The sequence below is a fragment of the Hymenobacter profundi genome, from assembly GCF_019334315.1.
In the GTDB taxonomy this organism is placed as follows: Bacteria; Bacteroidota; Bacteroidia; order Cytophagales; family Hymenobacteraceae; genus Hymenobacter; species Hymenobacter profundi.
Window position 1 is genome coordinate 1 of record NZ_JAHWGL010000074.1, and the last position, 26776, is coordinate 26776.

General features: G+C 53.4%; 18 protein-coding genes. 17 read left to right on the forward strand and 1 reads right to left on the reverse strand.

Annotation, left to right across the window (positions count from 1 at the left end; all coding sequences use genetic code 11):
* Positions 1 to 291: 291 nt before the first annotated feature.
* From KYK14_RS15670 to KYK14_RS15740, 15 genes are all read left to right on the forward strand, one after another.
* Complete coding sequence (locus tag KYK14_RS15670) at positions 292 to 1293, forward strand: arginase (protein ID WP_219160121.1); 1002 nt, start codon at positions 292 to 294, stop codon at positions 1291 to 1293.
* Between the two features lie 133 nt (positions 1294 to 1426).
* The gene (locus tag KYK14_RS15675; protein ID WP_246601878.1) at positions 1427 to 3481 is read left to right on the forward strand and encodes a CehA/McbA family metallohydrolase domain-containing protein; all 2055 of its coding nucleotides are present in this window, start codon (positions 1427 to 1429) and stop codon (positions 3479 to 3481) included.
* Between the two features lie 258 nt (positions 3482 to 3739).
* A complete protein-coding gene (locus KYK14_RS15680) occupies positions 3740 to 4624 on the forward strand; it encodes a hypothetical protein (protein WP_219160125.1) in 885 nt (294 codons plus the stop codon).
* A gap of 219 nt (positions 4625 to 4843) precedes the next feature.
* Positions 4844 to 6637 (forward strand): arginine--tRNA ligase, encoded by a 1794-nt coding sequence (gene argS / locus KYK14_RS15685; RefSeq protein ID WP_219160127.1) that lies wholly within the window; start codon positions 4844 to 4846, stop codon positions 6635 to 6637.
* A gap of 83 nt (positions 6638 to 6720) precedes the next feature.
* Complete coding sequence (locus KYK14_RS15690; RefSeq protein WP_219160129.1) at positions 6721 to 7302, forward strand: LOG family protein; 582 nt, start codon at positions 6721 to 6723, stop codon at positions 7300 to 7302.
* A gap of 132 nt (positions 7303 to 7434) precedes the next feature.
* Complete coding sequence (locus tag KYK14_RS15695; protein WP_219160131.1) at positions 7435 to 8016, forward strand: glutathione peroxidase; 582 nt, start codon at positions 7435 to 7437, stop codon at positions 8014 to 8016.
* A gap of 128 nt (positions 8017 to 8144) precedes the next feature.
* A complete protein-coding gene (locus KYK14_RS15700) occupies positions 8145 to 8807 on the forward strand; it encodes an HAD family hydrolase (RefSeq protein ID WP_281421356.1) in 663 nt (220 codons plus the stop codon).
* Positions 8808 to 8856: 49 nt separating this feature from the next.
* Complete coding sequence (locus KYK14_RS15705; RefSeq protein ID WP_219160133.1) at positions 8857 to 9801, forward strand: 1,4-dihydroxy-2-naphthoate polyprenyltransferase; 945 nt, start codon at positions 8857 to 8859, stop codon at positions 9799 to 9801.
* Positions 9802 to 10332: 531 nt separating this feature from the next.
* Complete coding sequence (locus KYK14_RS15710; RefSeq protein ID WP_219160135.1) at positions 10333 to 12138, forward strand: cellulase family glycosylhydrolase; 1806 nt, start codon at positions 10333 to 10335, stop codon at positions 12136 to 12138.
* Positions 12139 to 12177: 39 nt separating this feature from the next.
* Positions 12178 to 14172 carry a 7TM diverse intracellular signaling domain-containing protein gene (locus tag KYK14_RS15715; RefSeq protein WP_219160137.1) on the forward strand — a complete coding sequence of 665 codons (1995 nt, stop codon included), beginning with the start codon at positions 12178 to 12180 and terminating at the stop codon, positions 14170 to 14172.
* A gap of 449 nt (positions 14173 to 14621) precedes the next feature.
* The gene (locus tag KYK14_RS15720) at positions 14622 to 17756 is read left to right on the forward strand and encodes a SusC/RagA family TonB-linked outer membrane protein (RefSeq protein ID WP_185280734.1); all 3135 of its coding nucleotides are present in this window, start codon (positions 14622 to 14624) and stop codon (positions 17754 to 17756) included.
* A 21-nt stretch (positions 17757 to 17777) separates the two neighbouring features.
* Positions 17778 to 19310 carry a RagB/SusD family nutrient uptake outer membrane protein gene (locus KYK14_RS15725; RefSeq protein ID WP_185280733.1) on the forward strand — a complete coding sequence of 511 codons (1533 nt, stop codon included), beginning with the start codon at positions 17778 to 17780 and terminating at the stop codon, positions 19308 to 19310.
* A gap of 33 nt (positions 19311 to 19343) precedes the next feature.
* Positions 19344 to 20603, forward strand: coding sequence for a PKD domain-containing protein (locus tag KYK14_RS15730; RefSeq protein ID WP_185280732.1), 1260 nt, complete (start codon positions 19344 to 19346; stop codon positions 20601 to 20603).
* A 50-nt stretch (positions 20604 to 20653) separates the two neighbouring features.
* Complete coding sequence (locus tag KYK14_RS15735) at positions 20654 to 21559, forward strand: glycoside hydrolase family 16 protein (RefSeq protein WP_219160139.1); 906 nt, start codon at positions 20654 to 20656, stop codon at positions 21557 to 21559.
* Positions 21560 to 22018: 459 nt separating this feature from the next.
* Positions 22019 to 23182 carry a sugar MFS transporter gene (locus tag KYK14_RS15740; RefSeq protein ID WP_246601880.1) on the forward strand — a complete coding sequence of 388 codons (1164 nt, stop codon included), beginning with the start codon at positions 22019 to 22021 and terminating at the stop codon, positions 23180 to 23182.
* Between the two features lie 85 nt (positions 23183 to 23267).
* Here KYK14_RS15740 and KYK14_RS15745 read toward each other — a convergent pair whose 3' ends face one another.
* Positions 23268 to 24779: a DEAD/DEAH box helicase gene (locus KYK14_RS15745; RefSeq protein ID WP_219160147.1), complete on the reverse strand. Its 1512-nt coding sequence runs from the start codon at positions 24777 to 24779 to the stop codon at positions 23268 to 23270.
* 229 nt (positions 24780 to 25008) lie between these two features.
* On the opposite strand from KYK14_RS15745, the gene KYK14_RS15750 reads away from it, so the two are divergent.
* Positions 25009 to 25752 carry a class I SAM-dependent methyltransferase gene (locus tag KYK14_RS15750; RefSeq protein ID WP_219160143.1) on the forward strand — a complete coding sequence of 248 codons (744 nt, stop codon included), beginning with the start codon at positions 25009 to 25011 and terminating at the stop codon, positions 25750 to 25752.
* Positions 25753 to 25905: 153 nt separating this feature from the next.
* Complete coding sequence (locus KYK14_RS15755) at positions 25906 to 26718, forward strand: hypothetical protein (protein WP_243900211.1); 813 nt, start codon at positions 25906 to 25908, stop codon at positions 26716 to 26718.
* The last annotated feature ends 58 nt before the right edge of the window (positions 26719 to 26776 follow it).

Here is a 26776-nt window from a genome sequence, read left to right on the forward strand (position 1 = left end):
GAAGCATCTCCCTTGCTTTGTTGCTATCCGTTAAGACTACTTAACGTTAGGGATGCTTCGGCTGCGCTCAGCATGACAATTGTCAGCATGACTATCTAGTTGGTCAGCATAACAACCAAATGCGCGCTTTTCGCGAACTTTAGACTTGCAAAGATACCCCGCCCGCGGGGTTTTGGTTGTGCTTTGTTCGTTGGTCGCCGCGGAAGGTCCGCTGACGCCAAGCCTACCCCGGTCTCACCCCTGGCAATCGGCAAGCATTAGAACCACTTAACCAGTAGTTGCCCATGTAGTATGCGTCGCATTAAGTTGCTGGAAGTCCGCTCCGAGCTGGGAGCGGGTACCCGAGGTTCTAGCCTCGGCATTGATGCCCTGCGCATCGCCTGCCTTAACCAAGGCTCCGATTATTTTCGTCAGTTCAACGCCGTAGTCGTGCCCGACCAGAACCAGGCGCTATTCGACGAAAACCAGTTTCCCTTCGCCAAGCACATTGATGCGGTGTACACGGTGCAAAAAGCCATTGCCAGCACCGTCGAGCAAACGCTCCGTTTCGGCGAGTTTCCATTGGTGCTGGCCGCCGACCACTCCAACGCCGCTGCCACCATTGCCGGCATCAAGGCGGCCTATCCCCACAAAACGCTTGGGGTGGTGTGGATAGATGCCCACGCCGATATTCACTCGCCCTACACCACACCCTCGGGCAATATGCACGGCATGCCGCTGGCCCTGGCCCTGAACGACGACAACCTACCCTGCCAGCGCAACCAAGTGCCCCCCGAAACCGAGTTTTTCTGGCGACGGCTGCAAAACCTGGGCGAGCCCGGCCCCAAACTCCTGCCTGAGCACCTGACATACGTGGTAGTGCGCGACACCGAAGCCGAAGAAAACGCCATCATCCAGCGCCACGGCATCAAGAACTTCACGTTGGAAGAAGTAACTGAAAAAGGCGCCCATCAGGTAGCCCGCGAAATCTACGAGCGGCTGCGCTTCTGCGACATGGTGTATATCTCCTTCGATGTCGATTCGCTGGACTCACGCTTCAGCAAGGGAACAGGAACGCCCGTGCGCGCCGGCCTTGACGTACCCCAGGCCACCGGCCTCTGCCAGGCCCTGCTCGACAACGAGCGGGTAGTGTGCTTCGAGATGGTGGAAATCAACCCTACCCTCGACTCCGAAAACACCATGGCCCAGAACGCCTTCACGATTCTGGAAGCCGCTACGGAGACGATTCAGGAGCGCCTGCGTGTAGACGCAGTGACCTCGCGTGGCCCGCGTGGGGAAGTGGCGGGAGGGTAGGGCAGCATAGTGGGCCTGTTGTAATACAATGTACTATAGGTAAATAGGTGATATACTTGCCGTACTATATTGTGTGCTAATAGGTCCATTAGTTAACTCTCTGCTGATGAAGAATAGCTGCATCCTGTTCGTATTGTTCTTATGTACTGCACTGGCAAAAGGTCAAACGGCGGTAGACCTCACGAAATTCTCTAAAAAGAATGGGGCCAGCGCATCAATAGAAGGCAACAAGTTAGAGATAGACTGGCCGGCCCAGGGCGCTACTCGTGGTAAAGTTGTCCTGAACCTCACCGAGAAAACACCGCTGTTTAGCAGCCTGCAAGTCAGTCAGGGAAAGCGCTTTCAAGTTATTGCTACCGATTTGCAGCCTGAGTTTATTCTGACGATTGGCAAGCGGGATTTAATCTCGCAAAACGGTTGGAATATCTTCTTCGATAAGGTGCCAAACAAGCCTTTCATATCTCATCGGGTAGGGATGAGCAACCGGCAAGTGGCGGTGCGCAGCAGTGGTTCTAGAACAATCATTACCGTGGGTAGTCTACAGGCTGCCGATTTTAGTGGCAATCTAGAAGTAACACTGTATCACGGTAGTACGTTGCTAAACGTAGCAGCCGTAGTATCCACCAAAACGGATTCGACGGCCATTGTGTATGATGCTGGTTTGGTGAGCGAAAAGCCAGCGTGGCAGCGAATAAGCTGGTCGGCCACCAACAAAGAGTACCAAAGCACCCTAGTAGGCGTAGCTGATACCAGCCGAAATCAGGCAGTGAAATACCGGACCGTTTTAGGCGAAAGCGCTGGGGGCAGTTTGGCCGTGTTTCCGGCGCCACACCAGTATTTCTACCCCTTAGACGAAGCGTTTAACCTCAAGTTTGTATGGTTTGGCACCGATTATCGGAAGCTACTGCCTGGGTACGGCCTGGGTATCCGGCAGGATTTGTATGGGGATAAACGCTACGTGCCGTGGTTTAACGCGCCACCTAGTACTGCGCAGCGCCTGAACTTTTACTGCTTGCTAGGACCCGGCAAAGCAGAGCCGCTACTGCAGGAAGTGAAGCGCTATACGCACCAAGATACCTATGCACAATTGCCGGGGTATAAAACTATGGCCAGCCACTTTCATAATGAGTACGTGATGAACGTGTTACTGCCTGGGAAAGAGGCCGCCGGTACTCCGGAGTTTGTGAAGGTGTTCAAAAGCCTCGGCCTTGACATCGTGCATCTTGGCGAGTTTCACTACACCGCGCACCCAAAAGGACCCGACGAGCAGCGCTTGCGGGAGCTAGCTGCCTTATTCGAACTGTGCCAAAAAGCATCAGACAAAGACTTTTTGCTGCTGCCCGGCGAAGAACCCAACGAGTTTTTGGGCGGCCACTGGCTGGAGCTTTTCCCGAAGCCTGTGTATTGGGTGATGGCAAAGAAACCGGGGACGCCGTTTGTGCAGGAAGACGCCACGTATGGCCGCGTATACCACGTGGGAGATAAAGCCGAGATGCTAAAGCTGCTCGAAGCCGAAAACGGGTTGGCCTGGACGGCACACGCCCGCACAAAAGGCTCGACCGGCTACCCGGATGCCTACAAAAACAAAGCTTTTTTTAAATCGGACCACTTTATGGGAGCTGCTTGGAAGGCCCTACCCGCCGACCTGTCACAGCCTCGCCTTGGAAAACGTACCCTAGACTTACTCGATGATTTCAATAATTGGGGAGTGAGAAAAACTGTTATAGCGGAGGCCGATTTATTTACAGTGAATTTTGAAAATGAGATGTACGCTCATTTAAACGTAAATTATTTACCCCTTTCTACATTACCTGATTTTAAAGCGGGTTGGCAGCCAGTAGTGGATGTCTTGAAGAAAGGCAGCTTTTTCTCTTCCACCGGCGAAGTATTGATTCCGCAATTCACCGTGAATGGAAAGGGCGCGGGGGAAACAGTCTCACTAATAACCCCAGCTAAAGCCACTGTTAACTTTGCCCTAAACTGGACATTCCCAATGGCCTTTGCCGAAATTATTTCCGGCGACGGCCAGAAAGTATACCGCCAGCGGATAGACCTACTGCAAACAACAGCTTTTGGGAAGCAGGTATTTCACGTGCCTGCAGATCTTACTAATCGCAAATGGGTGCGTCTGGAAGCCTGGGACGTAGCAGCAAATGGTGCCTTCACACAGACCGTTTATCTTAACTAATCAACGTCGCAGACTACGAGAACGTCTTCACGGTCTATAGGCCGCTACGGAGACGATTCAGGAGCGGCTGCGCGTGGATACTGTGACCTCGCGCGGGCCGCGTGGGGAAGTGGCGGGAGGGTAGGGAAGTATTTTAGTGGCTTGCTCTGGAAGAACTACTATTTGGTATCTAATTAATTTTCAATGGCCTAGCTTGTCGGGTAAGCCTATAAGGGATTACACCTGACGCACGCGCAGAACTTATTTTACTATGTTAATATGACTGCAAATTGGAGAAATATCACGGTGATAGCAGCTGTTGTTGCTATGTATTCTATTGTAGCTGCAAATTGGGATTGGGGGACTATCGCAGAGGTAATAACTGCTGTTGCTACAATGGCAGCTGTATTAGTAGCTATCAGCACTATTTGGGAGAAAAGAGAAGATGACCGCCGGGCGAATAGATTAAATCGCATTAACCAACAGCTCAGCCAATTCTATGGTAAGCTTTTCATCCTGTATGAGACAGGAATGAGAAACTGGTGCTCCTTTATAGAACAGCATGGAAATGACTCCAAAATCCGCCCTAGAGAGTTTGTGCGGTTTTTCCCTGACACGGAGAACGAAGACAGCCTACCCCCACCTACTGCTGAACAATTAAAAGTCTATCGTAGGTGGCTCACAACACTCTTCATCAAAACCAATGAGAAGATGTTAGAAGTAATTTACGCTAACGCAGACTTAGTAATAGGAAAAAATAGGCCAGATGTTCTGATCCATTTTGCTCAGCATGTCGCGTCTATGAGATTACTGCAAATCACGTTAGAAGAAGAGGAACGCAAGGAAAAATCTGGAGCGAAAAGCAAGATTCTTAATGATTGGAGAGAATATGTAAAAATTATAGCGCCGTATCCAGACAACATTGGCCATTATATCGTGGCATGTTTTGAAGTGTTAAAGGGAGAACAAGAAAAATTATTGTCAACCCCTGAACCTCCGCTTACAGAGGTGCAAATCGCTCAAGAAATAAAGAAGGTCCAAGATGGTAAAGCGGAGTATTGGAACAAGGAAGAACTCATAGTAAGAGCGGCGAGAGCACAATCTTACAGACCGCAGCCTAGACCTAAACGCAAATGGTGGCGTCGGCTTTTGAAAAGAGGTTGATAGCTATTCTTGAGTTGCGCATGGCCTGCTAAAAAGCTTGTAAGCTCCCTCGCCAAATAGGCCAGTGAAAAGTGAATCTTATCAAGATAACAAACTCACCTTCCCCGCCACCTCCCTACCTTTGCAGCAGTAGAAACCGGCTGCGGCTTCTGCTGCTGCCCGTTGCGCCCTACCCGTGGCGCGGGGTAGGAGCAGCCGCGCCACCCCAGCAGCTCTCCCGTGCAACAACTCGAACAGACCCTTAAGGCCGCTCTCAGCGCGGCCATGCAACACGTTTTCGGGGCCAATGTGCCCGCCCAGCAACTCACGTTGCAGCCTACCCGCAAGGATTTTGCGGGTTCGTTTACGCTCGTCACGTTTCCCTTCACCAAAACCCTGGGAAAAGGCCCCGAGCAGATTGGGCAAGCTTTGGGTGAGTGGCTGGTAGCCAACGAGCCCAGCATCACGGGCTACAACGTGGTAAAAGGCTTCCTGAACCTAGAAGTAGCCGTGCAGGAGTGGGTGAAGGTGTTTCAGCAGCTGCGCCAGCAGCCCGCCGATGCGCCGGTAGCCACCGGTGGCCCGCAGGAAGTGGTAGTGGAGTATTCATCGCCGAACACCAACAAGCCTCTGCACCTGGGCCACTTGCGCAATAACTTTCTTGGCTACTCGGTGGCCGAGATTCTGAAAGCTACAGGTGCTACGGTTAGTAAGGTAAACCTTGTAAACGACCGGGGTATTCACATCTGCAAGTCGATGCTGGGCTACCAGATGTTTGGGCACGCTGAAACACCACAGGAAGCTGGCATGAAGGGCGACCATCTCATCGGCAAGTACTATGTGCTGTTTGAGAAGCACTATCGCGAGCAAGTGAAACAACTCGAAACCGACGGAGTAGTCGCCGATGTGGCCAAACGCCAGGCACCCATGATGCTGGCGGCGCAGGATATGCTGCGGGCTTGGGAAGCCGGCGACGAGGAAGTAGTGAACCTCTGGAAACAAATGAACGGCTGGGTGTACGAAGGCCACGACGCTACCTACGCCGCCATTGGCGTCGATTTCGACAAATTTTACTACGAGTCGGGTACCTATCTGTTGGGTAAGGAGCGCGTGGAGGAGGGCTTGCAGAAAAGCGTATTCTTTAAAAAAGAAAACGGCTCCGTGTGGGTTGATCTGAAAGAAGAAGGCCTCGACGAAAAGTTGTTGTTGCGTGCCGATGGTACCTCGGTATATATCACCCAAGACCTGGGCACGGCTGAGCTAAAATATCAGGATTTTCACTACGACCTGAGTATCTACGTTATTGCCGACGAGCAAAATTACCACATGCAGGTGCTGAAAGCTGTGCTCAAGAAGTTGGGTAAGCCGTACGCAGATGCTATTCATCACCTCAGCTATGGCATGGTAGATTTGCCTACCGGCAAGATGAAAACCCGCGAGGGCACGGTGGTAGATGCCGATGAATTGGTGAATGAGGTAGTGGAAGCCGCCAAAGCAGCTACCCTCGAAAAGGGCAAAACCGAAGGACTCTCAGAAGAGGAAGCGCAGCAACTCTACCACATGCTGGGTCTGGGCGCGCTGAAATACTACCTCTTGAAGGTAGATCCCAAGAAACGGATGCTCTTCAACCCCGAAGAATCGGTGAGCCTGGAGGGGCACACAGGGCCATTCATTCAGTATTCGCACGCTCGGATTTCAGCCATTCGGCGCAAGGCGGCTGAGCAGGGCATCAGCGAAACCGCTGACTTAGGTAGCCTCGCCGAGCTGCACGCTACGGAGCAGGAATTGGTACAGGAACTGGCTCGTTATGCGGCTGTGGTGACGGAAGCCGCCCGCATCTATTCGCCCGCCATTATCGCGCAATACGCCTACGACCTGGCAAAAGCCTACAACCGCTTCTATACGGAGGTGCCGGTCTTTAATGAGTCGGACGAGACGAAAAAGGCCTTCCGCGTGGCGTTATCGGCGCAAACGGCTGGCGCTATCAAAACCAGCATGGGGCTTCTGGGCATCCAGGTACCTGAGCGGATGTAATACTTCGCGTTTCGCCCTATCTATAGCCCACGATTCTAAATCTAGGCTATAGAGCGAATAAAGCTTATACTAGTATAGTACCTATGAAATCAGTAGCAGTATACTGCGGTTCCAGCATTGGCCGCAACGACCTCTACCGGCAGCAGGCCCACGAAATGGGCCGCATCCTGGCCGAGCGTGACTTAACGTTGGTATACGGCGGCGGGAAGGTAGGGCTGATGGGCACCATTGCCGACAGCGTGCTACAGCACGGCGGCCGGGCTATTGGCGTCATTCCCGAATTCTTGGCCAGCAAAGAAGTGGCGCACCTAGGCCTAACGGAGCTGCATGTAGTGCAATCCATGCACGAGCGCAAGCTGAAAATGGCCGAACTGGCCGATGGTTTCGTGGCGATGCCCGGCGGCTATGGCACCTTGGAAGAATTGTTTGAGGTGCTGACCTGGGGCCAGTTGGGCCTACATCCCAAGCCCATTGGGGTGCTGAACGTAGCCGGTTTCTACACCCACCTGCTCCGCGCCCTCGACCACATGGTAGACGAAGCCCTACTCCGCTCCGAAAATCGCCAGCAACTGTTGCAAGCCGAAACGCCCGCCGTTCTGCTCGACCACATGGCCGCTTATCAGCCTGCGCAGGTAGAAAAGTGGCTGACGCCCTCCAAAACGTAGGCGCAGAGCTGTTTTCTGCGAGAAAGCAGAACCGTTGTATCCAACAAATACGTACCTTCTCCTGCCGAAACCAATGAGCTAGTTTAGTGGTTTGTCGGTTGCATATCTTCCACTTCTCCCTCGATTACTCTCATGAAAATTTCGTCGCTGTTTCTGCTGGGTACCTTGGCTATTGCCGGTCTCTCGGCCGCCACGTTTGCCACCCAACCCACTCTTGCCATGACCGAAGCGCCCGCAGCCCCCGCCACCGTGTACGACTACACCGTGAAAACCATTGACGGGAAAGACGTGAAGCTGAGCCAGTACAAAGGCAAGAAGCTGCTCATCGTGAACACGGCCTCTAAGTGCGGCTATACGCCTCAATACAAAGAGCTGGAAGAGTTGTCGAAAAAGTACGCCGGCAAGGTAGTGGTACTGGGTTTCCCATCGGATAGCTTCAACCAAGAGTTAGATTCCGACACGGAAGTAGCCGCGTTCTGCGAGAAAAACTACGGTGTTACGTTCCCGCTGTTCAGCACCGTAGCTGTGAAGGGCGATGACGCTACGCCGCTCTATAAGTTCCTGGCTGATAAGTCGAAAAACGGAGCCGTGAGCGACGCGCCGACCTGGAACTTCTGTAAATACCTGGTCGACGAGAAAGGCCACGTGGTAGCGTTCTACCCAACCAAGGTGAAGCCCATGAGCGACGAGCTGGTGGCGGCTATCCTGAAATAAAATAGCACATACTACAGTCATATTCCGGACAACAGGAGGAGGGTCTGCCGCTTCCCGTTGTCCGGAATATTATTTTATGCGAGTAGGCTGCCTACCTTCGCACCGCTTGCACCAACTGCTTTTCTTCTATGATACGCACGGTTATTTTTGATATGGACGGGGTGATTGTCGATACGGAGCCCGTACACCGCTACGCTTTTTTTCGGCATTTTGAGGAATTGGGTATCGATGTATCGGACGAAGAATATGCTGGCTTCACAGGCTCTTCCACCAAAAACGTGTACCAGCAGCTAAAGCAACGTTATGCGCTTTCAGCGGAAATTGACGAGTTAATGGCGCGCAAGCGGGAATTCTTCAACCGGGCGTTTGACGAAAAGCCGGACCTCTACCTGCTGGGTACTGTTCGTGCCCTCATTGAAGACCTGCACGCGCACGATCTTCAATTGATTTTGGCTTCTTCGGCTTCAAAAGGAACGATAGGCCGGGTCATGAAGCGGTTCGACCTGTACCCGTATTTCGACCACGTGCTTAGCGGAGAAGACTTCACGTACTCCAAGCCTGATCCGGCTATTTTTGAACAGGCTGCATCCCTGGCCGTCGGCTCTAAAAAGGAGTGCATCATTATTGAAGACTCTACCAATGGTATTGCTGCGGGCAAAGCCGCAGGTATTTATTGCATTGGCTTCGATAGTGAGCACTCAGCATTGCAGGATCTAAGCCAAGCGGACCTGGTTATTCATGACTTCTCGGAGTTAAACGCCGCTTCTATAGCGGCCATTGAGCCGGCGTAATTCTGGCTTTTCATCCTCTTATTTCCTTATCCTATATTTCTGCTTCGCAATGGCTGCCCCTGTTTCTGCCACGCACTCTAGTGCCGTTAGCCCGGCTAAAGCCTGGATTTCAGCTTTCCGGCCGCGCACCTTACCCTTATCGTTGGCTAGTATTTTTACCGGGGGCTTTCTGGCGGCAACTCACGGGCAGTTTCGGGGTAGCGTGTTTGCCATAGCCGTCCTGACTACCATTCTGCTGCAAATCTTAAGCAACCTGGCCAACGACTACGGCGACTCCCAAAATGGTGCCGACAGCATCCACCGCGAAGGACCGCAACGGGCAGTGCAAGCCGGCCATATCACGCCAGCTCAGATGAAGCGCGGTATGCTGCTTTTTGGCGCTTTGTCCTTGGCCTCTGGTATTGCGCTGCTGTGGGTCGCATTGGGGCTAGCGGCTATGTGGATTACAATTAGCTTTTTTCTGCTGGGGCTGGCGGCTATCTGGGCAGCTGTCAACTACACAGCCGGTGCTAAGCCCTACGGCTACGCCGGACTAGGCGACATATCGGTATTCTTGTTTTTTGGATTGGTAGGCGTATGCGGTACCTACTACCTCCAAACGCAGACGTTGCCGCTGCTGGTGCTGTTGCCAGCTGCTGCGCTAGGGTGTTTTGCAACGGCTGTATTGAACGTTAACAACATCCGCGATATCCGCTCTGATAAGCTGGCCGGTAAAATTACGATTCCGGTGCGGCTGGGGCCGGTAGCTGCTCGTCGCTACCATTGGCTATTATTAGGGGTCGGGTTCTTGTGTGCTATAGTGTACGTTGCGCTCAACTATTATTCGCCCTGGCAGTGGTTGTTTGTGCTGTCAGCGCCGCTGCTGGTGCGCAATGGCTTATTGGTTTGGCAACGTCAAGAATCTATGCAACTAGACCCGTTGCTGAAACAGATGGCCATGAGTACGCTGGCCTTTACTCTCCTGTTTGGGATAGGGCAGGTAGTAGGCAGTTAATAAATTTTAATTTATAGGATATAACGATTGAGAAGCAATATTTCAATTGCGCAAACGATTTCGTAAAAACAGATAATTATGTAGATGACTGTTCATCTTATCGTTGTTTTTTAACTGCAATGTGTAAACATTCATCTGGCAATGGCGGCTAATCTAAGAGGTCGGTAAACCTTGTCACGTGTGTGGTAAACGTATAATAGGGGTTGTGCAACACCTGAAAAAGCTGATTTAAACGTATTTAATGGGCCTTTAAAGTTTGCATTTAGTGACCATGCCGCTCTATATTTGGTTGCCTTTCCACACTAAGGTCACTCGTTAGAAGCCCATTCATCCAAATGGCGCAAACGTTATAGTAAGGATGTGGTCGCACAGTAGACTTCACAAGCCTAGCGTATCTGCTAAATAACCTATAGACGGGTGCTAAGAGTGGACCAGGTACTTCCGATCCTACCCACAATCCCACTCTGTATGGTGTTACGTTTCCACCAGTTCTTCTTATTGAACAGGAACTGGACTTATCTGCTTACAGGTATGCTTTTGCTGATTTCCAGTAATAGTGAAGGGCAGAACCTGCTACGAGCAAAAGGCGCTTCTATTGTAGATGAACAAGGAAAAGAGGTTATACTAAAGGGGGTAGGGCTAGGAGGCTGGCTGCTGCAAGAAAGCTACATGCTGGGTACCGACACGCTGAACGCGCAAGGTCATATCAAGCGAGCCATGCGCCGTACCATGTCAGCAAGTGAGGTAGAAGAATTCTACCAGCAATACCGCGACGGATTTATAACAAAAGCTGATATTGATTTTATTGCCGCTCAGGGGTTTAACTGCGTGCGCCTCCCTATACACTACGACCTGTTCCTGACGGCTGCCCAGCGTCGTGTGCGCGAACAGGCCTTAGACCAGGCCAGTGCTGTGCCGGCTTATGTAGCGGCGCTAGCGAAATGGTACGATGCAGACCAGCTTTTCACGAATCCAAAGGAGTTGGATGGGTTCCGTTACATCGATAATCTGCTGGCATGGTGTAAGGCCAATAAGCTATATGTAATCCTCGACCTGCACGCGGTGCCCGGCGGCCAGGGCGCGGACCGCAACATCAACGATGGTATCGTGCCGCTGGACCTGTGGAAACGGCGCGACGCCAAAAAACGACTTATCTACCAGGATGTAACCGTGCGGCTGTGGCAAAAGCTGGCCGTCCGCTACCGCAACGAACCTTGGGTAGCAATGTATGATGTTATAAATGAGCCACATGGTATGGATGCCGCTCATGACATGGCAGGCGACAACTCGGAGGCGCAAACGCTGTATAGTCGTCTGATTACGGCCATTCGGGCGCAAGGCGATAAGCACCTGATTATGCTGGAAGGCAACGGCTACGGCAATGAATACACCAACCTAACGCCCGATAAGCTGCCAATAAAAGACAAAACCAATCTGGTGTACAACGCCCACCGCTACTGGTGTACCAACGACCCTACCGTGGGGGATGCAAACCCCAATCAGATCAACCTGATTCACAACCTGGTGGCTTTCCGGGAGCGGTGGCAGGTGCCGGTGTGGGTAGGGGAGACAGGCGAAAACTCAAACGAATGGTTAACTGCTGCCGCGCAGGCGCTGAACGAACAGCACATCGGGTGGTGCCATTGGAACGTGAAGCGGGTAGCCGGCACTACCAGTCTGCTCAACATCAAGCCATACGGCTCTATCCTGACATCTGAGGGTAGGGATAACCTACTGCGTAACATTCAGTTCCGTAACTGTGAGCCTAACCGCGACGTGCTCGACGCGCTAATGCGGCAGCCCGGCACGACGGCTACCAAGGCCTATACATCGCTAACGCTACCCGGTACCATAGCTGCTACCCACTACGATATGGGTAGGGCGGGCACTGCTTATCAGGACAGCGTATATCAAAAAACGGATTACCGCCGGCCCGACGGCTGGAACCTGGGCGGCGCCAGCCGCAACGACGGTGTGGATGTGGGCCTGGCCCACGATGGTGATAACACCGCGCTGGCCGTGCAGCACATGACTGGCGGAGAATGGCTTCAGTACACAGTAAACATCAAGAAAGCTGGCCGCTATATGATGCAAGCGCGGGTAGCAAACGAAGATGCCACCCCTGCTGAGCTACAGCTACGAGTAGCCAACAGACCCATTGCTACCCTGGCCGTTCCGCCAACCACCAACGCCGGCACCTGGACCACCTTGACAACGATGACATCTGCTCTGCCAGTTGGGCAACATACGCTACGGGTATACGTGGTGGAGCCGGGTGCCCGGCTGGGATGGCTACAGTTCAACTTGGTAGCGGCTTCAGCGCAGGGTGGTCAGTAAGCGGGTGCTACGTCGTTTTGTATCCTGAAAAAAGACGGTATGAGTCTACCATACACACTATTGCGGCATTCCACCAAGTGGTTTTTTCTGTGTATAGTATTGCTAACAACCCTGTTGGGTGGTTCGGTGTGTCGTGCTGCGTTGCGGGAAGACACGCTCCACATCACAACGAATATAGATGAGCTGCTTCTTACCCCTGCTTCCTATAGTGTACTGGAAGACCCCACAGGCCGGCTCACTATTCAGGATGTGCATAGGCCAGAGTGGTTGCGCCGCTTTACAGTTGCAAGTCAGGCGTTTACTAGTATCCAGCATCCATCGGCTACCTATTGGCTGCGCCTGACGCTCCACGATGCTGAACAGGCGGAGCGCCACTGGTACCTGGAACTGCTGGACTCACATATTAACAGCATCTCGCTCTACCAAGACGAAAACAATGCCCCTATTGTGCATACAGGGGCAGATTTGCCTTTTAACAGCCGGCCGTATTTCTACAAAAATTTTCTATTCCGACTTCCACTGACCCCTGATCAGACGCACACGTATTACATCCGGCTACAGTCGAGCTCTAAAACGTCCTTCCTGGCCCGCATACGCACAGAAACAATCTTGGCCAGTCATTTTCAGCGCGAGTATGGTCTGCTGGGTGGGTTCTACGGTGTGCTACTGATTATGGTCATCTATAATCTGTGCATTTACCTGTTTATCCGTGAGCAGATGTATTTGCGCTACGTGGCCTACGTGCTGAGTTGTAGCCTAGTGTTTCTGTCAGAAGATGGGTTGGGCTTTCAGTATCTGTGGCCTACGCTGCCCTGGCTAAACCAACTGGTGAATGCTGTGGCCCCGGTACTGCTACTGCTCACATTCAGCTATTACGCTCGGCAATTCATGGATTCTTCGGAGCGACTGCCGCAGTACGATGCGTGGGTGCGGCGCGTGGTGCTGGGCAGTGCGGTGCTACTGTTGCTCGATGCGTTGGTACTGCGCTCCGGGTTGGGATTCTGGCTCTACCCACTACCCTATACCATGGTGTGCTACCTGGCTGTACGGGTATACCAGCGCGGATTTCGACCGGCAATATTCTTTCTGGCGGCCCATAGCTTTGTGGCTATCAGTGTGTTATTTCTGGTTTTGCGAAAGCTGGGTATTCATACGCTCACCAACACTTTCACGGTATACAGCATGAACGTGGCCTTCGTGCTGGAAATAGCCGTGCTGTCCTACGCGTTGGGTGACAAGATAAAGGCCATCAAAGACGCTACCATTCGAGCACAAGAACGGCTGGTGAAGCAATTACGCAAGCGGCAGCACGCTCAAAGTCAACTGCTTGAGCAATTGCAGCAGAATCAGCAGCTAAAAGATCAGCTCAACTCGGAGTTGGAGGCCCAAGTGGCGAGCCGGACAGAAGAGTTGCGCCATCAGAGCGAAACGATTGCCGGTCAGAACCGCGAGTTGATGCAGGCAAACCGGTTGCTAGCGCTCCAATCGGCTGCCATCGAGAAATTGAACGCTGAGCTACAGCACGATTTGCAACAGGCCCAAGAAGCGCGGGTGCTTTCTCGAGAGGTGGATTTTGGAGAGTTCAGCCAAATCTATCCGGATAAAGAAGCGTGCTTGACTTATCTGGCCGAACTGAAATGGAGCAATGGTTATCAGTGTCGCCGTTGTGGCCACGAAAAGTACTGCGATGGGCGCGAGGCCCATTCCCGGCGTTGCACCCGTTGCCGGTACGTGGAGTCAGCCACTGCTTACACACTATTCCAAAAGTGTAAGTTTTCTATTGTAAAAGCTTTTTACGCAGTGTTTTTACTGCACACGCACCACGGTAATTATTCTTCTCAGGAGTTATCGCGGGTATTGGATTTGCGGCAGGGTACCTGTTGGAGCTTCAGCCAAAAAGTAGCCGAAGCAATGCGACGGCGAGAACAAGCTCCTGAGTATGACGACCAGGAAAGTTGGACAAAGCTATTGCTAGATACACACGAAGCAGGTGTAGATGACCCGCTAGTGGAGCAGAATTCAGTACGGCAGTAGCTAGTTACATGTTTTTGCTGCAAACGATTTCTGTGTTTCATGATTAGTGTGAAAAATATTCTATTAAATCTTTTCTAATGACGTTGTTTTTTAACTGCGTTAGTCAGCCAGACTATACTTCGAAGAACGTTATCTAAACTATGGATTGATATAAATGATGTGTGTAGTAAGTGTATAAATTACGTGTGTAGTAATTGAAAAACGGTCGTTTTAGCGCTGTATAAGGGGTTTCAAGGCTTGCATTTGCCGAACAAGTCAAGATATCTTTGAATCGTTAACTACTCGCTTTACAAGGGCAAGCATTTCCTCTCAACTAGTGTGTTAACCGTTGGGCTGCTGAGTGTTGCTGTAAAGGCTTCCTAACAGGATATTTGCTTACGAATTCCTAAATCGATTTCTGAAAACGCCTTCAGTATTTAATATTTCCTAATTCCCACACCATTTTCTTCATGAAGCACAACTCCTACTCACTCTTTTTCAGGCGGCGGGTAGTACTGCTGGCTGCCTGTGGACTGCCAGTAGCAGCGCTACCAGCAGCAGGAGCCAAGGCGCCCATTGGTCCGTTCTCAATGCTGCCGGGGAAGTACTTGGCAGATGTTCCCGTATCAGGCCGCGTAACGCAGTCCAACGGCGAAGGGCTGCCCGGTGTCACTGTTATTGTGAAAGGTACTACCCTAGGTACCTCTACGGGCGCCGATGGGTCTTTCTCATTGACTGTTCCAGAGGGAAGTACACTGGTCATTAGCTCAGTGGGCTATATCAGAAAAGAGGTGCCCATTACTGGCGCAACTAGTAGCATCAACGTCAGCTTGCTGGAAGACCGCCAAGCATTGGGCGAAGTGGTGGTAGTAGGATACGGCACACAGGAGCGCGGTAGCGTAACGGGCGCTATTTCGTCGGTGAATGGGCAAGAGCTGGTACGCCAGCCAGTGGCCGATGTGACGCAAGCCCTGCAAGGCAAAGCGGCCGGTGTGACCATCACCTCAAACGGGGGTGCCCCTGGTGGTGCGGCCGGTACTTCGGTGCGGATTCGCGGTATAACGTCGGCTGGTAATAATGCACCGTTGTACGTAGTGGATGGTTTTCCCCTGCCCTCTGGCAACGAAAGCCAGCTCAACGCTATCAGCCCTAATGATATCGAGACGATTGACGTACTAAAAGATGCTTCGGCCACGGCTATTTATGGGGTGCGTGCTGCCAACGGGGTAGTAATTATCACTACCAAACGAGGCAAGGCTGGCAAGACTACCTTCAACGTAGATGCCTACCGAGGTGTGCAAACCGTAGCACGTAAGCTGGACCTACTCAACGCGGAAGAATACGCTACCATCAACAATGAAAGCCGGATAGCCGCTGGAAAACCCATTGTGGTAGACCGTCTGCGCGACCCCGCAGCACTTGGGGAAGGAACCGACTGGCAGGACTTAGTTTTCCGCCGCGCCAAAATTCAGAACTATGCTCTCTCGGCCACGGGAGGTAGTGAGAAGGCCCGCTTCGCTTTATCAGGAACTTACTTTCAGCAGGATGGTACCATCGTGGGTTCGCACTTTGAGCGCTTCACGTTGCGAGCCAACGGCGATGTGCAGGTAAACAAGATATTGAAGCTGGGCAACAGCATTCAACTTACGCACCTAAATGACCGTCAGATCACATCGAATGACGGGGAGTACGGCACAGTACAACAGTTGCTGCGCATCCCGGCTATTGTGCCAGCCTATCGGCCCGATGGCTACTGGTACCAGCCAAACGGTGCCGCAGACAACTTCACGGAGGAAAACCCACTGGCTACGGCGCAACGCGTTAACCAGAAGTTCACACGCAATCGTGCCCTGAGTACATTTTTTGCGGAACTGGAACCCCTGACCGGATTACGCTTCCGGACCAACGTAGGCTTCGACTTTATCTTTGATAACTTCAACTCCTTCGCGCCAGCAGGTCCCGTTTTGGCAGGTTACACGCAGCGCTACAACACGGCTGGTGCCTCGGCTACGGCCAGCTATGCGCCTAGTTACCTGATCGAAAACACCCTGACATATGATCACCTCTTTGCTGATAAGCACCAGGTAACGCTTCTGCTTGGCCAATCGGCGCAGGAATTCAATTATAGCAACGTAGAGGCTTACCGCTCGCTTTACCTGCGCAACGATTTGCAGGTTATCAATGCCGGCCCCATTAATACGCAACTGAGCAATGCGGGCTCAATCAGCCCGCCACAGCGACTGGCCAGCTATTTTGGGCGTCTCAACTACGAGTTCTCCGGAAAATACCTGCTGTCGGCAGTGGCTCGTTACGACGGCTCCTCCGTATTCCCTCCCGGTGATAAGTTCGGTTTCTTCCCCGGTATTTCGGCGGGCTGGCGTATTTCGGAAGAGGAATTCCTGAAAGGCAATCGTGTTATCAGCAACCTGAAGCTGCGTGCTGGCTACGGCAAGGTAGGTAACCCCCTGAATGCCGGCCGCTTCGCCTACCTCTACGCTATCAACTTTGGTGTTACCTACCCCTTCGGACCAGATGGTACCATCAATACGGGTGGGGCTCCCACGCGCCAGGCAAACCCCAACCTGCGTTGGGAAAACAACAACCAGACAAACGTTGGTCTGGACGTAGGTTTGTTGGATAACCGCTTGGAAGCCAGTATTGATGTGTACAACCGTAACTCGCCGAACCTGATTGCCGGCGTGCCGGTGTCCTACGTATCGGGTACGTATGAAAACGTGAATACCAACGCGGCCTCGGCGTATAACCGCGGTATCGACTTCTCGCTGACCTCACACAACTTCACCGGCGCGGGTCAGGCACTAAGCTGGACTACTACGCTGAACGTATCGGCCTACAAAACCAAACTGGAGTCGCTGGGTGCAGGTCTACCTTATAACGGTGGGAGTACGTTGAGCGGCAACAGCATTGTGCGTTACGATGAAGGCTACGCCTTTGGCTCATTCTATGGCTGGGTAGCCGACGGCTTGTTCCAGACGCGGGAAGAGGTAGATGCACACGCCACGCAAACAGCCCAGACGAGCCCAGGTGATATTCGCTTCAAGGATTTGAACGAGGATGGTATCATCAACGCTGATGACCGGAAGTTTATCGGTAATCCGAACCCGAATTTCACCTTTGGTATCACTAATACGCTGAACTACAAAGGCTTCGATTTGAGCTTCTTTATTCAGGGTGTGCAGGGCAACGATGTGTACAACTTGAACCGCTACCTGCTGGAAAGCGCACTGTACGGCTCATTTAGCGGTGGCACCCGCGTGCTCAACCGTTGGACTGGTCCCGGCACCAGCAACGACGTGCCCCGCGCCATCGACAGCGACCCGAACCAAAACCTGCGGGTATCTACGCACTTCATTGAGGATGGCTCGTACGTGCGCCTCAAAAACCTGACGCTGGGCTATTCGCTGCCGCAGAGCATCACCAACCGATTCGGCTCCTCGCAGCTGCGGGTGTATTTCACGGCGCAAAACCTGTTGACGCTGACCAAGTACAGCGGCTTCGACCCAGAAGTAAGCGCCAGCGGTGTCGACCAAGGCATCTACCCGCAGTCGCGGGTGCTGATGGGCGGTATCAACATCGGTTTTTAATCTGTTCCAATTCCCACGAAAATGACTATCACAAAATATACTTGCGGCGCTTTCCTGTTGTCGCTGGGCCTGCTGACCACCAGTTGCGGGGAAGAATTCTTGGAGGAGTCGCCCTCTGACCAGATAACGGACGCTAACTTTTACAAAAATCAAACCGACGCCATTCAGGCCGTAACGGCCGCGTATAGTGAGCTGACTAAAGCCGGTCAATACAACAGCGCACTCTGGGGCATGGATATCATGGCCGATATCTCGACTACGGGCGGCGGTGGCGGCAGCGATGGTATTGAATACACCCAACTCGACGACTACAACATTCCAACCACCAATGCGATAGCGCAGCAGCTGTGGCAAGGCAGCTACATTGGGGTAGGGCGGTGCAATATTGTGCTACAAAAAGTGCCGCTTATCACGGAAATTGATCCAGCAATTCAAAAGCGCAGCCTGGGCGAGGCCCAGTTTCTGCGGGCAAAGTATTACTTTGACCTAGTGCGGGCGTATGGCGACGTGCCACTGGTGACAGTGCCACCCGCCAGCGCGGCGGAAGCCAATGTTGCTCGCTCACCGGCTGCTGACGTGTATAAGCAGATTGAACAGGACTTGAAAGATGCTATTGGCAACCTGCCTGCATCGTACAGCGGCGGCGACCTGGGCCGAGCTACCAAATGGGCCGCAACGGGCCTGCTGGCAAAAGTGTATATCACACAGGGCAACAAGGCCGGAGCTGCCGAGCAAGCGCGTGCGGTAATTACAGGCTCGGGCAAAAGCCTGTGGGCCAACTACGGCGACAACTTCAAAACGGCCAACGAAAACGGCAAAGAGTCGTTGTTTGAGGTGCAATACATCAACGGCCGCAATGAGTACGACCGCAACAACGTGGGCTCGGCGCTGAACGAGTTTTTGGGGCCACGTGGTCAGAACCAGACGCCGGGTAGCGGTTACGGGTTTGATATTCCGGAACCGGATTTCGTAAACGGCTACCTAGCCGGTGACACGCGCAAGCCCGTCACCATCTGGATGCCCGGCGACACCTACCCCGACGGCACTAAAAATCCGGCTACGCTAGGCGGCTCTCCGTTTGGGTACAGCTGCAGGAAGTGGTTTGTAGGTAAAGTAAATACCAACATCTGGGACTCGCCTCTCAACGTGCCGGTACTACGCCTAGCTGAAATGTACCTGATTCTGGCTGAGGCAGTAGGACCCACGCCGGAAGGCTTTGAGGCTATCAACAAAGTACGCCGTCGTGCGCTTGGGGTAGACTATAACACGGCCAATGCTACCGCCGATCTGAATGCTAGTAACACACCTGATTTTACCGCTGCTGTTTTGCGCGAGCGTAAGTACGAGCTAGCGTTTGAGTTTGATCGGTGGTTTGATCTGAAGCGTTACGGCGGTACCCCATACGGCCTGGTAGCGGTAATGACCGCGCAGAGTGCTTACCTCAAAACACTGGGTATCAACAGAGGGGTGCCCACGGCCAATAACTTAGTGCTGCCTATCCCGCAGTCGGAGCGCGATGTGAACCCCAACCTGACCCAGAACCCCGGCTACTAAGCCGCTTTTACGGACGCTTTCAGCCTATTTGATATGAAAATTACCAGGAACAAAGCAGTGTGGGCGCTACTGGCGAGCCCACTGTTCTTCACGGCCTGCGACAAAAACGATGAAGGGCAACTGGAAGGCGCATTGCCGTCGCCCAGCTTCACCAGCACCGTCAACTCGACGCAATTTCCCGTGAAGGTTACGTTTAATAACACCAGCGAAAACGGCTTCATCAACGAGTGGGAATACGGCGACGGCACTACCGGAACCGGTTCACCTTCCACGCATACTTACAACACGCCTGGCACTTATAAAGTACGCCTGCTAGTATCGGGAAAGGGTGGTTTTGCCCAGACATCGCAAACCGATGTGGTAGTGCCTTCGGCCTGCGGCAACACCGGCTTTTCGGCGCTGGTAGCCTGCAACGGCAGCGCACCCTCAGCGCGCGTATGGACATTTTCTAGTGCAGCCGGCGCCATTAAACGGCTGGATGCCAACGACAACGTTACGTCTTCATCGGCCGCCAACGCCCTGGCTTCTTGCCAGGCCGATGACCAGTTCAGCTTTAGTGGCAGCTCTTTCACCTACACGTACACAGCGAATAATAAGTGTGGGAATGCTGAAGCCAACGCCTCGACCAGCTTCGTGTATAAGCCGGGTAGCAATGGGCTAGGCCAGCTGACTCTGGGTAGCAGCAAAGCCTTCATTGGTGAGCAAGTGGCCCTGAGAGACAGCACCTATACCATCGTAGAAGCCAGCAGCACGGTTCTACGCTTGCGTGGTACGCTGGCAAATGGCACCAAAACAGAGGTAACGCTGGTACCCTTCGATGCCGTAACCCGCGTGAAGCAGTTGCTGACGGGTGGTACCCAGAAAACCTGGATGCTCGACAACTCGGTGGAAAAGACCATTACGGTAGGTACAGAGGCCAAGCCAACTGACTACTACGCGGGTGGTGCGGCTGGGGCTTTGCCCGCCTGCCAGGCCGATGACGAGTTTACGTTCTCTGCTACCGATGCGTATACCTACAATGCCAAGGACGAAACCTTTGTGGCTGGGAAAGATGGTGTGCCCGGTAGCTGCCAGGCCGCTCGCTCAGGTACTTCAGCCTACACCTTTGGCCCGGCCGATGGTGCAGGATTAGCCCAACTGGTATTTGCCAAGGCGGGTACGTTCATAGGTATCACCGATGCGCCGGATCTGACGTACCGCATCCTGTCTATTACGGATAAGAACATGGTAATACGCGCCGGTACGGGCAAAAACAACGGCACCGTATTCGACATCAAGTTGATTGCCAAATAGCTTCTTGTGCCGGATGAACTTGTTCATCCGGCATTTGCCTTTCTCTTCGTATGAAAAACCACCTGATTCCCACCCGCTCTTTCCATTTCTGCAAAGCCTGGGCCAGCGCACTGCTGGCCCTGAGCTTACTGGCCTGTACGGAAGAAAAAAAACCGGATATTCCGGCGCCTACCCCTGATCCAACCAGCACCACGGCCAATGCAGAGGCCAAGGACTACGCGCAATACACCGAGTTGATTTGGAGTGATGAGTTTGACGGTGGCGGCGCTGTGGACCAGACCAAATGGACCCAAGAAACCGGTGGTAATGGTTGGGGCAACAACGAGCTACAGTATTACACCAACTCTACGGAGAACTCCTACGTGTCGAGTGGTAACCTGATCATTGAAACCAAGAAGCAGGCGATGAGTGGCCGCGACTATACCTCGGCCCGCCTCATCACCAAAGGCAAGCAGAGCTTCACTTTCGGCCGCATTGATGTGCGGGCGAAGCTGCCCAAAGGGCAAGGCATTTGGCCCGCCATCTGGATGCTGGGTAGCGACATCGACCAGAACAACTGGCCGGCGTGTGGCGAGATTGACATTATGGAGCTGCGGGGGCACGAGCCAAACAAGGTACTCTCTACCATGCACTATGGTAGCAACACCGCTACCCATCAATACAAAGGTTCGGAAACCACACTCGCCAGTAGCGATTTCGCCAACGATTTCCACATTTTCAGTGTGGTGCGTAGCAGGGATAAAATCCGTTCTTACGTGGATGGACGTGAGTTCTATTCCTTTACGGCTAGCGATGTTTCGCCTTATGCATATCCGTTCAATAATCCATTTTTCGTGATTCTGAACGTAGCAGTAGGAGGCAATTTCTTGGGCAATCCTACCCCGGAGACTATCAATACAACCTCTTTCCCTCAGCAGATGCTAGTGGATTACGTGCGCTTCTATCAATACAAATAAGGTGTAGGGTAGCCCACTTGATAGTAGAGGTAGGAGCGAGGTTTATTATTCTATAGAAATGTTTAGCCTGCATTGTTATATATCATCATTAACAAACAGATTATTAGCAACTTATGAGGTTGTGTCTGCTTGTTTAGCCCTGAAGCAGGGTGACTGTTGCAAAAATAGGCACCGTTACTACATGTAGAAATATCCGTGGTGTGGCATGTCTACACTGGGTTTCCGGGAGCCGGTTCCGCTTGTTGTTAGGGTAGCGGGCCGGCTCTTTTGGAGCTGGCTTTCCGCGTTATTCAGCGGAAATGTTGGAAAAAACCGGGTAATTGCGTCATTCTTCCAATTATTCTTTCATTCATGGCTGGTCTTCCACAATCCAATTCACCAACCCTTGCTGTTGACAACCTCCCTGATGGAGGTAAAAGTTACACCTCAGCACTAGCTTCTCTAACGGTCCTGTTTTTCATGTGGGGATTTATCACCTGCCTGAACGACATCCTGATTCCCTTTCTCAAAGTCATCTTCGGACTCAGCTACGCGCAGGCCAACCTGATCAACTTATGCTTCTTTGGGGCATACTTTCTGGTGAGCATTCCAGCCGGTAAGCTGGTAGCACGGGTAGGCTACAAAAACGGCCTATTGATTGGGCTGGTGATAGCAGCCATAGGTTGCTTCTTGTTTTATCCCGCAGCTGGCAGCAGAGCCTACGCGTTGTTCCTGGGGGCATTATTCATTCTGGCCTCTGGTATCACTGTTTTGCAGGTAGCCGCCAATCCATACGTTGCTATTCTGGGCAAGCCGTCGCTGGCTTCGGCCCGCCTCACGCTCACGCAGGCGTTCAACTCGCTGGGGGTGTTCATCGCTCCGTACATCGGCTCCATCCTCATCCTATCGCATTTGCCCGAGCTGGACAACGTAGCCCCCGAAACGATTGACATTGGAGCGTTGCAGATTCCCTACCTGGTATTCGGTGGTATTTTGCTGCTCGTGAGTATCTTACTAAGCCGGCTTAAACTACCGGTTATCGCACACACTACGCCCGATGGCTTCTCTGCTGCCGACATGGGCCGGGCATGGCACCGCCGCCACCTAGTGCTTGGGGTGATTGGTATTTTCACCTACGTGGGTGCCGAGGTAGCCATTGGCTCGCATATCGTCAACTACCTCAACCTGCCCGATGTGATGAATATGACGCCGAAAGAGGCGGGCATTATGCTGATGTTCTACGGCGGTACGGCCATGGTAGGACGTTTCCTAGGCGCGTATCTGTTAGGTCGCTTCCCTACGGGTCGGTTGCTGGCTATCAATGCAGTAGGAGCAGTACTATTGATATTGCTTTCCGTAAGCTCGACCGGTGAGGTAGCCATGTGGACGCTGCTAGCCGTAGGCTTTATGAACTCCCTGATGTTCTCGGCTATTTTCACGTTGGCAGTGGCCGACTTGGGCTCACTCACAGAAGAGGCTTCGGGCTTATTGTGCACTGCCATTGTCGGTGGCGCGCTCATTCCGCCGCTGTTTGGTCTAATAGCTGACTACCAGAGCCTGCGCTTAGCTTTTATCCTACCTGCATTGTGCTACGCCTACATTGGATGGTATGGTTTGAGCGGCCACAAGCAAAAAACTGCTTAACGCTTTGCTAAAACGAATTAGCTGTACCCAAAAGAAAATCCCCGGTGCCATTGGCACCGGGGATTTTCTTTTGGGAGAAACAGCGTTACTCAGCGCTGGTAGGAGCAGGAGCCGGGGTAGACGCAGCCGAAGCATCCGGGGCCTGACCTTCTGGCCGTGGCCCACGGCCGCCGCGGTTGCGGCCGCCACGCTTCCGGCGGCGTTGTCCCTCGCGTGCCGCCTCATTAGTGCCAGTAGCGTCTGTAGCTGTAGTAGCTCCTTCCGGGCGGGGTGCGCGGGAAGGGCGACTACTGGTGGCTTGTGTCGGCGTGGTGCCATCGGCAGCCAAGGTAGAGTTAGCCTGATCTTCCCGGCGCGGGCCACGGCCGCTGCGGTTGCGCCGCTCTGCACCTTCGCCGCGGAGCCGGTCGCCTTCACGACGAGGGCGGCCACCGTCGCGGCCGGAGCCGCCACGTCCATCGCGCCCACCTAGTTTGCCGCGCAAGCCGCTGAAGCGCTTGGGGTCAAACTCGGGCGCTTCGCCCAGGCCCAGCTCTTCCGTGATGTTCTGTTTCTCTACCTCGCGCTCCAGCAGCTTCTCAATCTTCACTACACGGTCTTGGTCTTGGTCGGAGATGAAAGTGATGGCCGTGCCAGTGGTAGCAGCGCGGGCCGTGCGGCCAATGCGGTGCACGTAGTCCTCGGCAGCGCGCGGGATGTCGTAGTTCACCACGTGGCTCAGCGAGTCGATGTCGATGCCGCGGCTGAGCACGTCGGTGGCTACTAGGATGGGGAACTGCTTATTTTTGAACTCGCGCATGATCTGCTCGCGCTCCTCCTGCGTGCAGTTCGAGGAAATACCCTGCGCCACGTAGCCCAGCTTATTGATGCTACGCACAATGCCGCTCACGGCCGCCTTCTGCGATGTAAACAGCACCATGCTCTGCACTTGCTGGTTCTTCAGGATATGCTCCAGCAGGTAGATCTTCTGGCGGTCGAACGCCATGTAGAACTGCTGATTGATGCCCTCCGCCGGCTTCGATACGGCCAACCGGATTTCTTCCGGCTCTTGCAGCAACTGCTTCGAGAATTCCTTGATTTTGTTGGGCATGGTGGCCGAGAACAGCAGCGTCTGCCGCTCCTTGGGCAAGTGCCGCACAATGCTCAGAATGTCATCAGAGAAACCCATGTCCATCATCTTATCGGCCTCGTCGAGCACCAGATAATTGAGCTGGTCGAACTTCACGTAGCCCATTTGCATGTGGGCAATCAGGCGGCCGGGGGTAGCAATAATGATGTCGGCGCCGCCCGTGAGGGCGCGCTTCTGCTGCTCCCAACCCTCGCTTTTGCCACCGCCGTAGATGGCAATGCTGCTGGCCTCCACAAAGTAGCCGAAGCCCGTCACCTGCTCATCAATCTGCGTAGCCAGTTCGCGGGTAGGCACCAGAATGAGGGTGCTGGTGTGCGTGTGCTTGGCGTGCGAAATCTTGTCGAGCAGCGGAATGAGGTAGGCGGCGGTTTTACCGGTACCCGTCTGAGCGCAGGCAATCAGGTCTTTGCCTTCAATAATTTTGGGAATGGCTTGTTCCTGAATAGGCGTGGCCTGTAGGTAATTCATGGCATCCACGCCGGCCAGCAGGTCTTCGTGGAGATTGAAATCGTGAAACGTCAAGGGACAGCAAATATGAAGTGAAAAACAGGCTGACCTTGCGTTTCCGGTCAGCAAACAGCGGGTATTGTGGTAAAGGTACGGCATTTGTGCGGTTGGGCGCGTACACAAAACCAGGATGCTACGCTTGTGAAACGCGGATAGCTCCACGGAAATTCCTCCTATTCAATACCATGGTATGGCACCGCTCGACCGTTTCTCCACACAAGCCGCCCAATACGCGCAGTACCGTATCGACTACCCTCAGGAACTATACACCGAGCTTTTGGCTGGCCTGCCGTCCCGGCAGCGTGCCTGGGACTGCGCCACCGGCAACGGCCAAGTAGCCACCGAACTCGCCGGGTATTTTGCGCACGTAGATGCCACCGATAGCAGCGCGGCCCAACTGGCAAATGCTACCCTGCGCCCCAACATTACCTATCAGGTAGCTGCCGCCGAAGCAACGCCCTTCGCCGACAATACCTTCGACCTGGTAACCGTGGGTCAAGCCGTGCATTGGTTTGATTTCGAGCGGTTTAATGCCGAAGTGCAACGCGTGGCCCGGCCGGGTGCTACCCTTGCAGAGTGGGGCTATCAGCTGGCTCAGCTACAGGTCGATCTGAACCCTGTACTAACGCATTTCTACGCCGATACGATGCGCCCGTATTGGGACGACAACCGCTGGCACATCGACGACCAGTACGCCCGCATTCCCTTTCCGTTTGGGCAGGTGCAGCACCGCACCTACCACGTGCGCCGGCACTGGACGGCCGCATGGTTTTTGCAGTACTTGCGCACGTGGTCAAGCGTGGTGAAGTACGAGCAGCAACACGGCACCGACCCCGTGCTATTGATCGAAGAAGAAGTGGTGCGGCGCTGGGGCCAAGGGGAGCGGGAAGTGGTTTTTCCGGTGTTTCTGCGGCAGGGAGTGGTAGAGAAATAGAGGTGGAGAAAGGAAGAATTTACCGAGGCTTATACAGAACCGGTGCGCATAGATTGGCTTGATTTTGTATACTAGCAACTCGTGCCTACTTGTTTTTTTACCGCTGTGCGGTATTTTTCATCCTAACGCGTCGTTCGGTCGGCGCTTTCTCTTATGGACGATACGCCCCGCTCTACCCCGCCTGCTGCCTTTAGCCCCGAGCAACTGCCTACCCCTGCTGTCACCGAAAGCGCCACTGCGCCTACCCCCAACACCACGGCCGCAACGGAAGAAGAAACGCCCGACCGCCTGGGTCAGATTTTCGACGGCCTCAAGCAGAAATCCTCAGCCAAGCAGCTCATCTACCGCAATACCATTGCTACATTTGATCTGCTGCGGCAGGTGTCGCAGGAGCTGGTGGTGGAGCTGAGCCGCAAGATTTCGCCCCTCGATTCGAGCGTGGTGGTGGAGTACCGGCCCATCAACGACATGGAGTTCCATATCAAGTTTTCGGGCGATTTGCTGGTGTTTGTGCTCCACTCCAACATCGTCACTTTCCCCGACGACTACGGCCCGATGAACACGGCCTACGTGGAGGCCGATTTCCGGCGGCGCTTTTTTGGGCACATCATGGCCTACAACTTCATGGCCGACAGCGTGAAGTACCAGCGCATGAACGACCCCGGTTACCTCGTTGGGCGCCTACTCGTCAACATCGACAATCACTACTTCCTGGAAGGTGTGCAGCAGCTGGAGCTACCCGACCACGACATGGCTGCGTCGCCCATCACCCCGGAAATGCTGCGCCTGTTCGTGGAAAGCGCCATGATTGCGGCCGTCAACAACGACCTCATCGCGCCTCCCATGAATGAAATTAAGAAGATTACGGTCAAGCAAAAGATTGAAAACCAACAAGTAAGCCGTGGTAGCAAAGTCGGCTTCAGCTTCTCCCACCAGCAACATCTCGGTGAGGGATTAGTGTATTGAAATGGTGAAGTTGTGAGTTTGTGAAGTTATGAATTAGAAAACGCCTGTCATCCTGAGC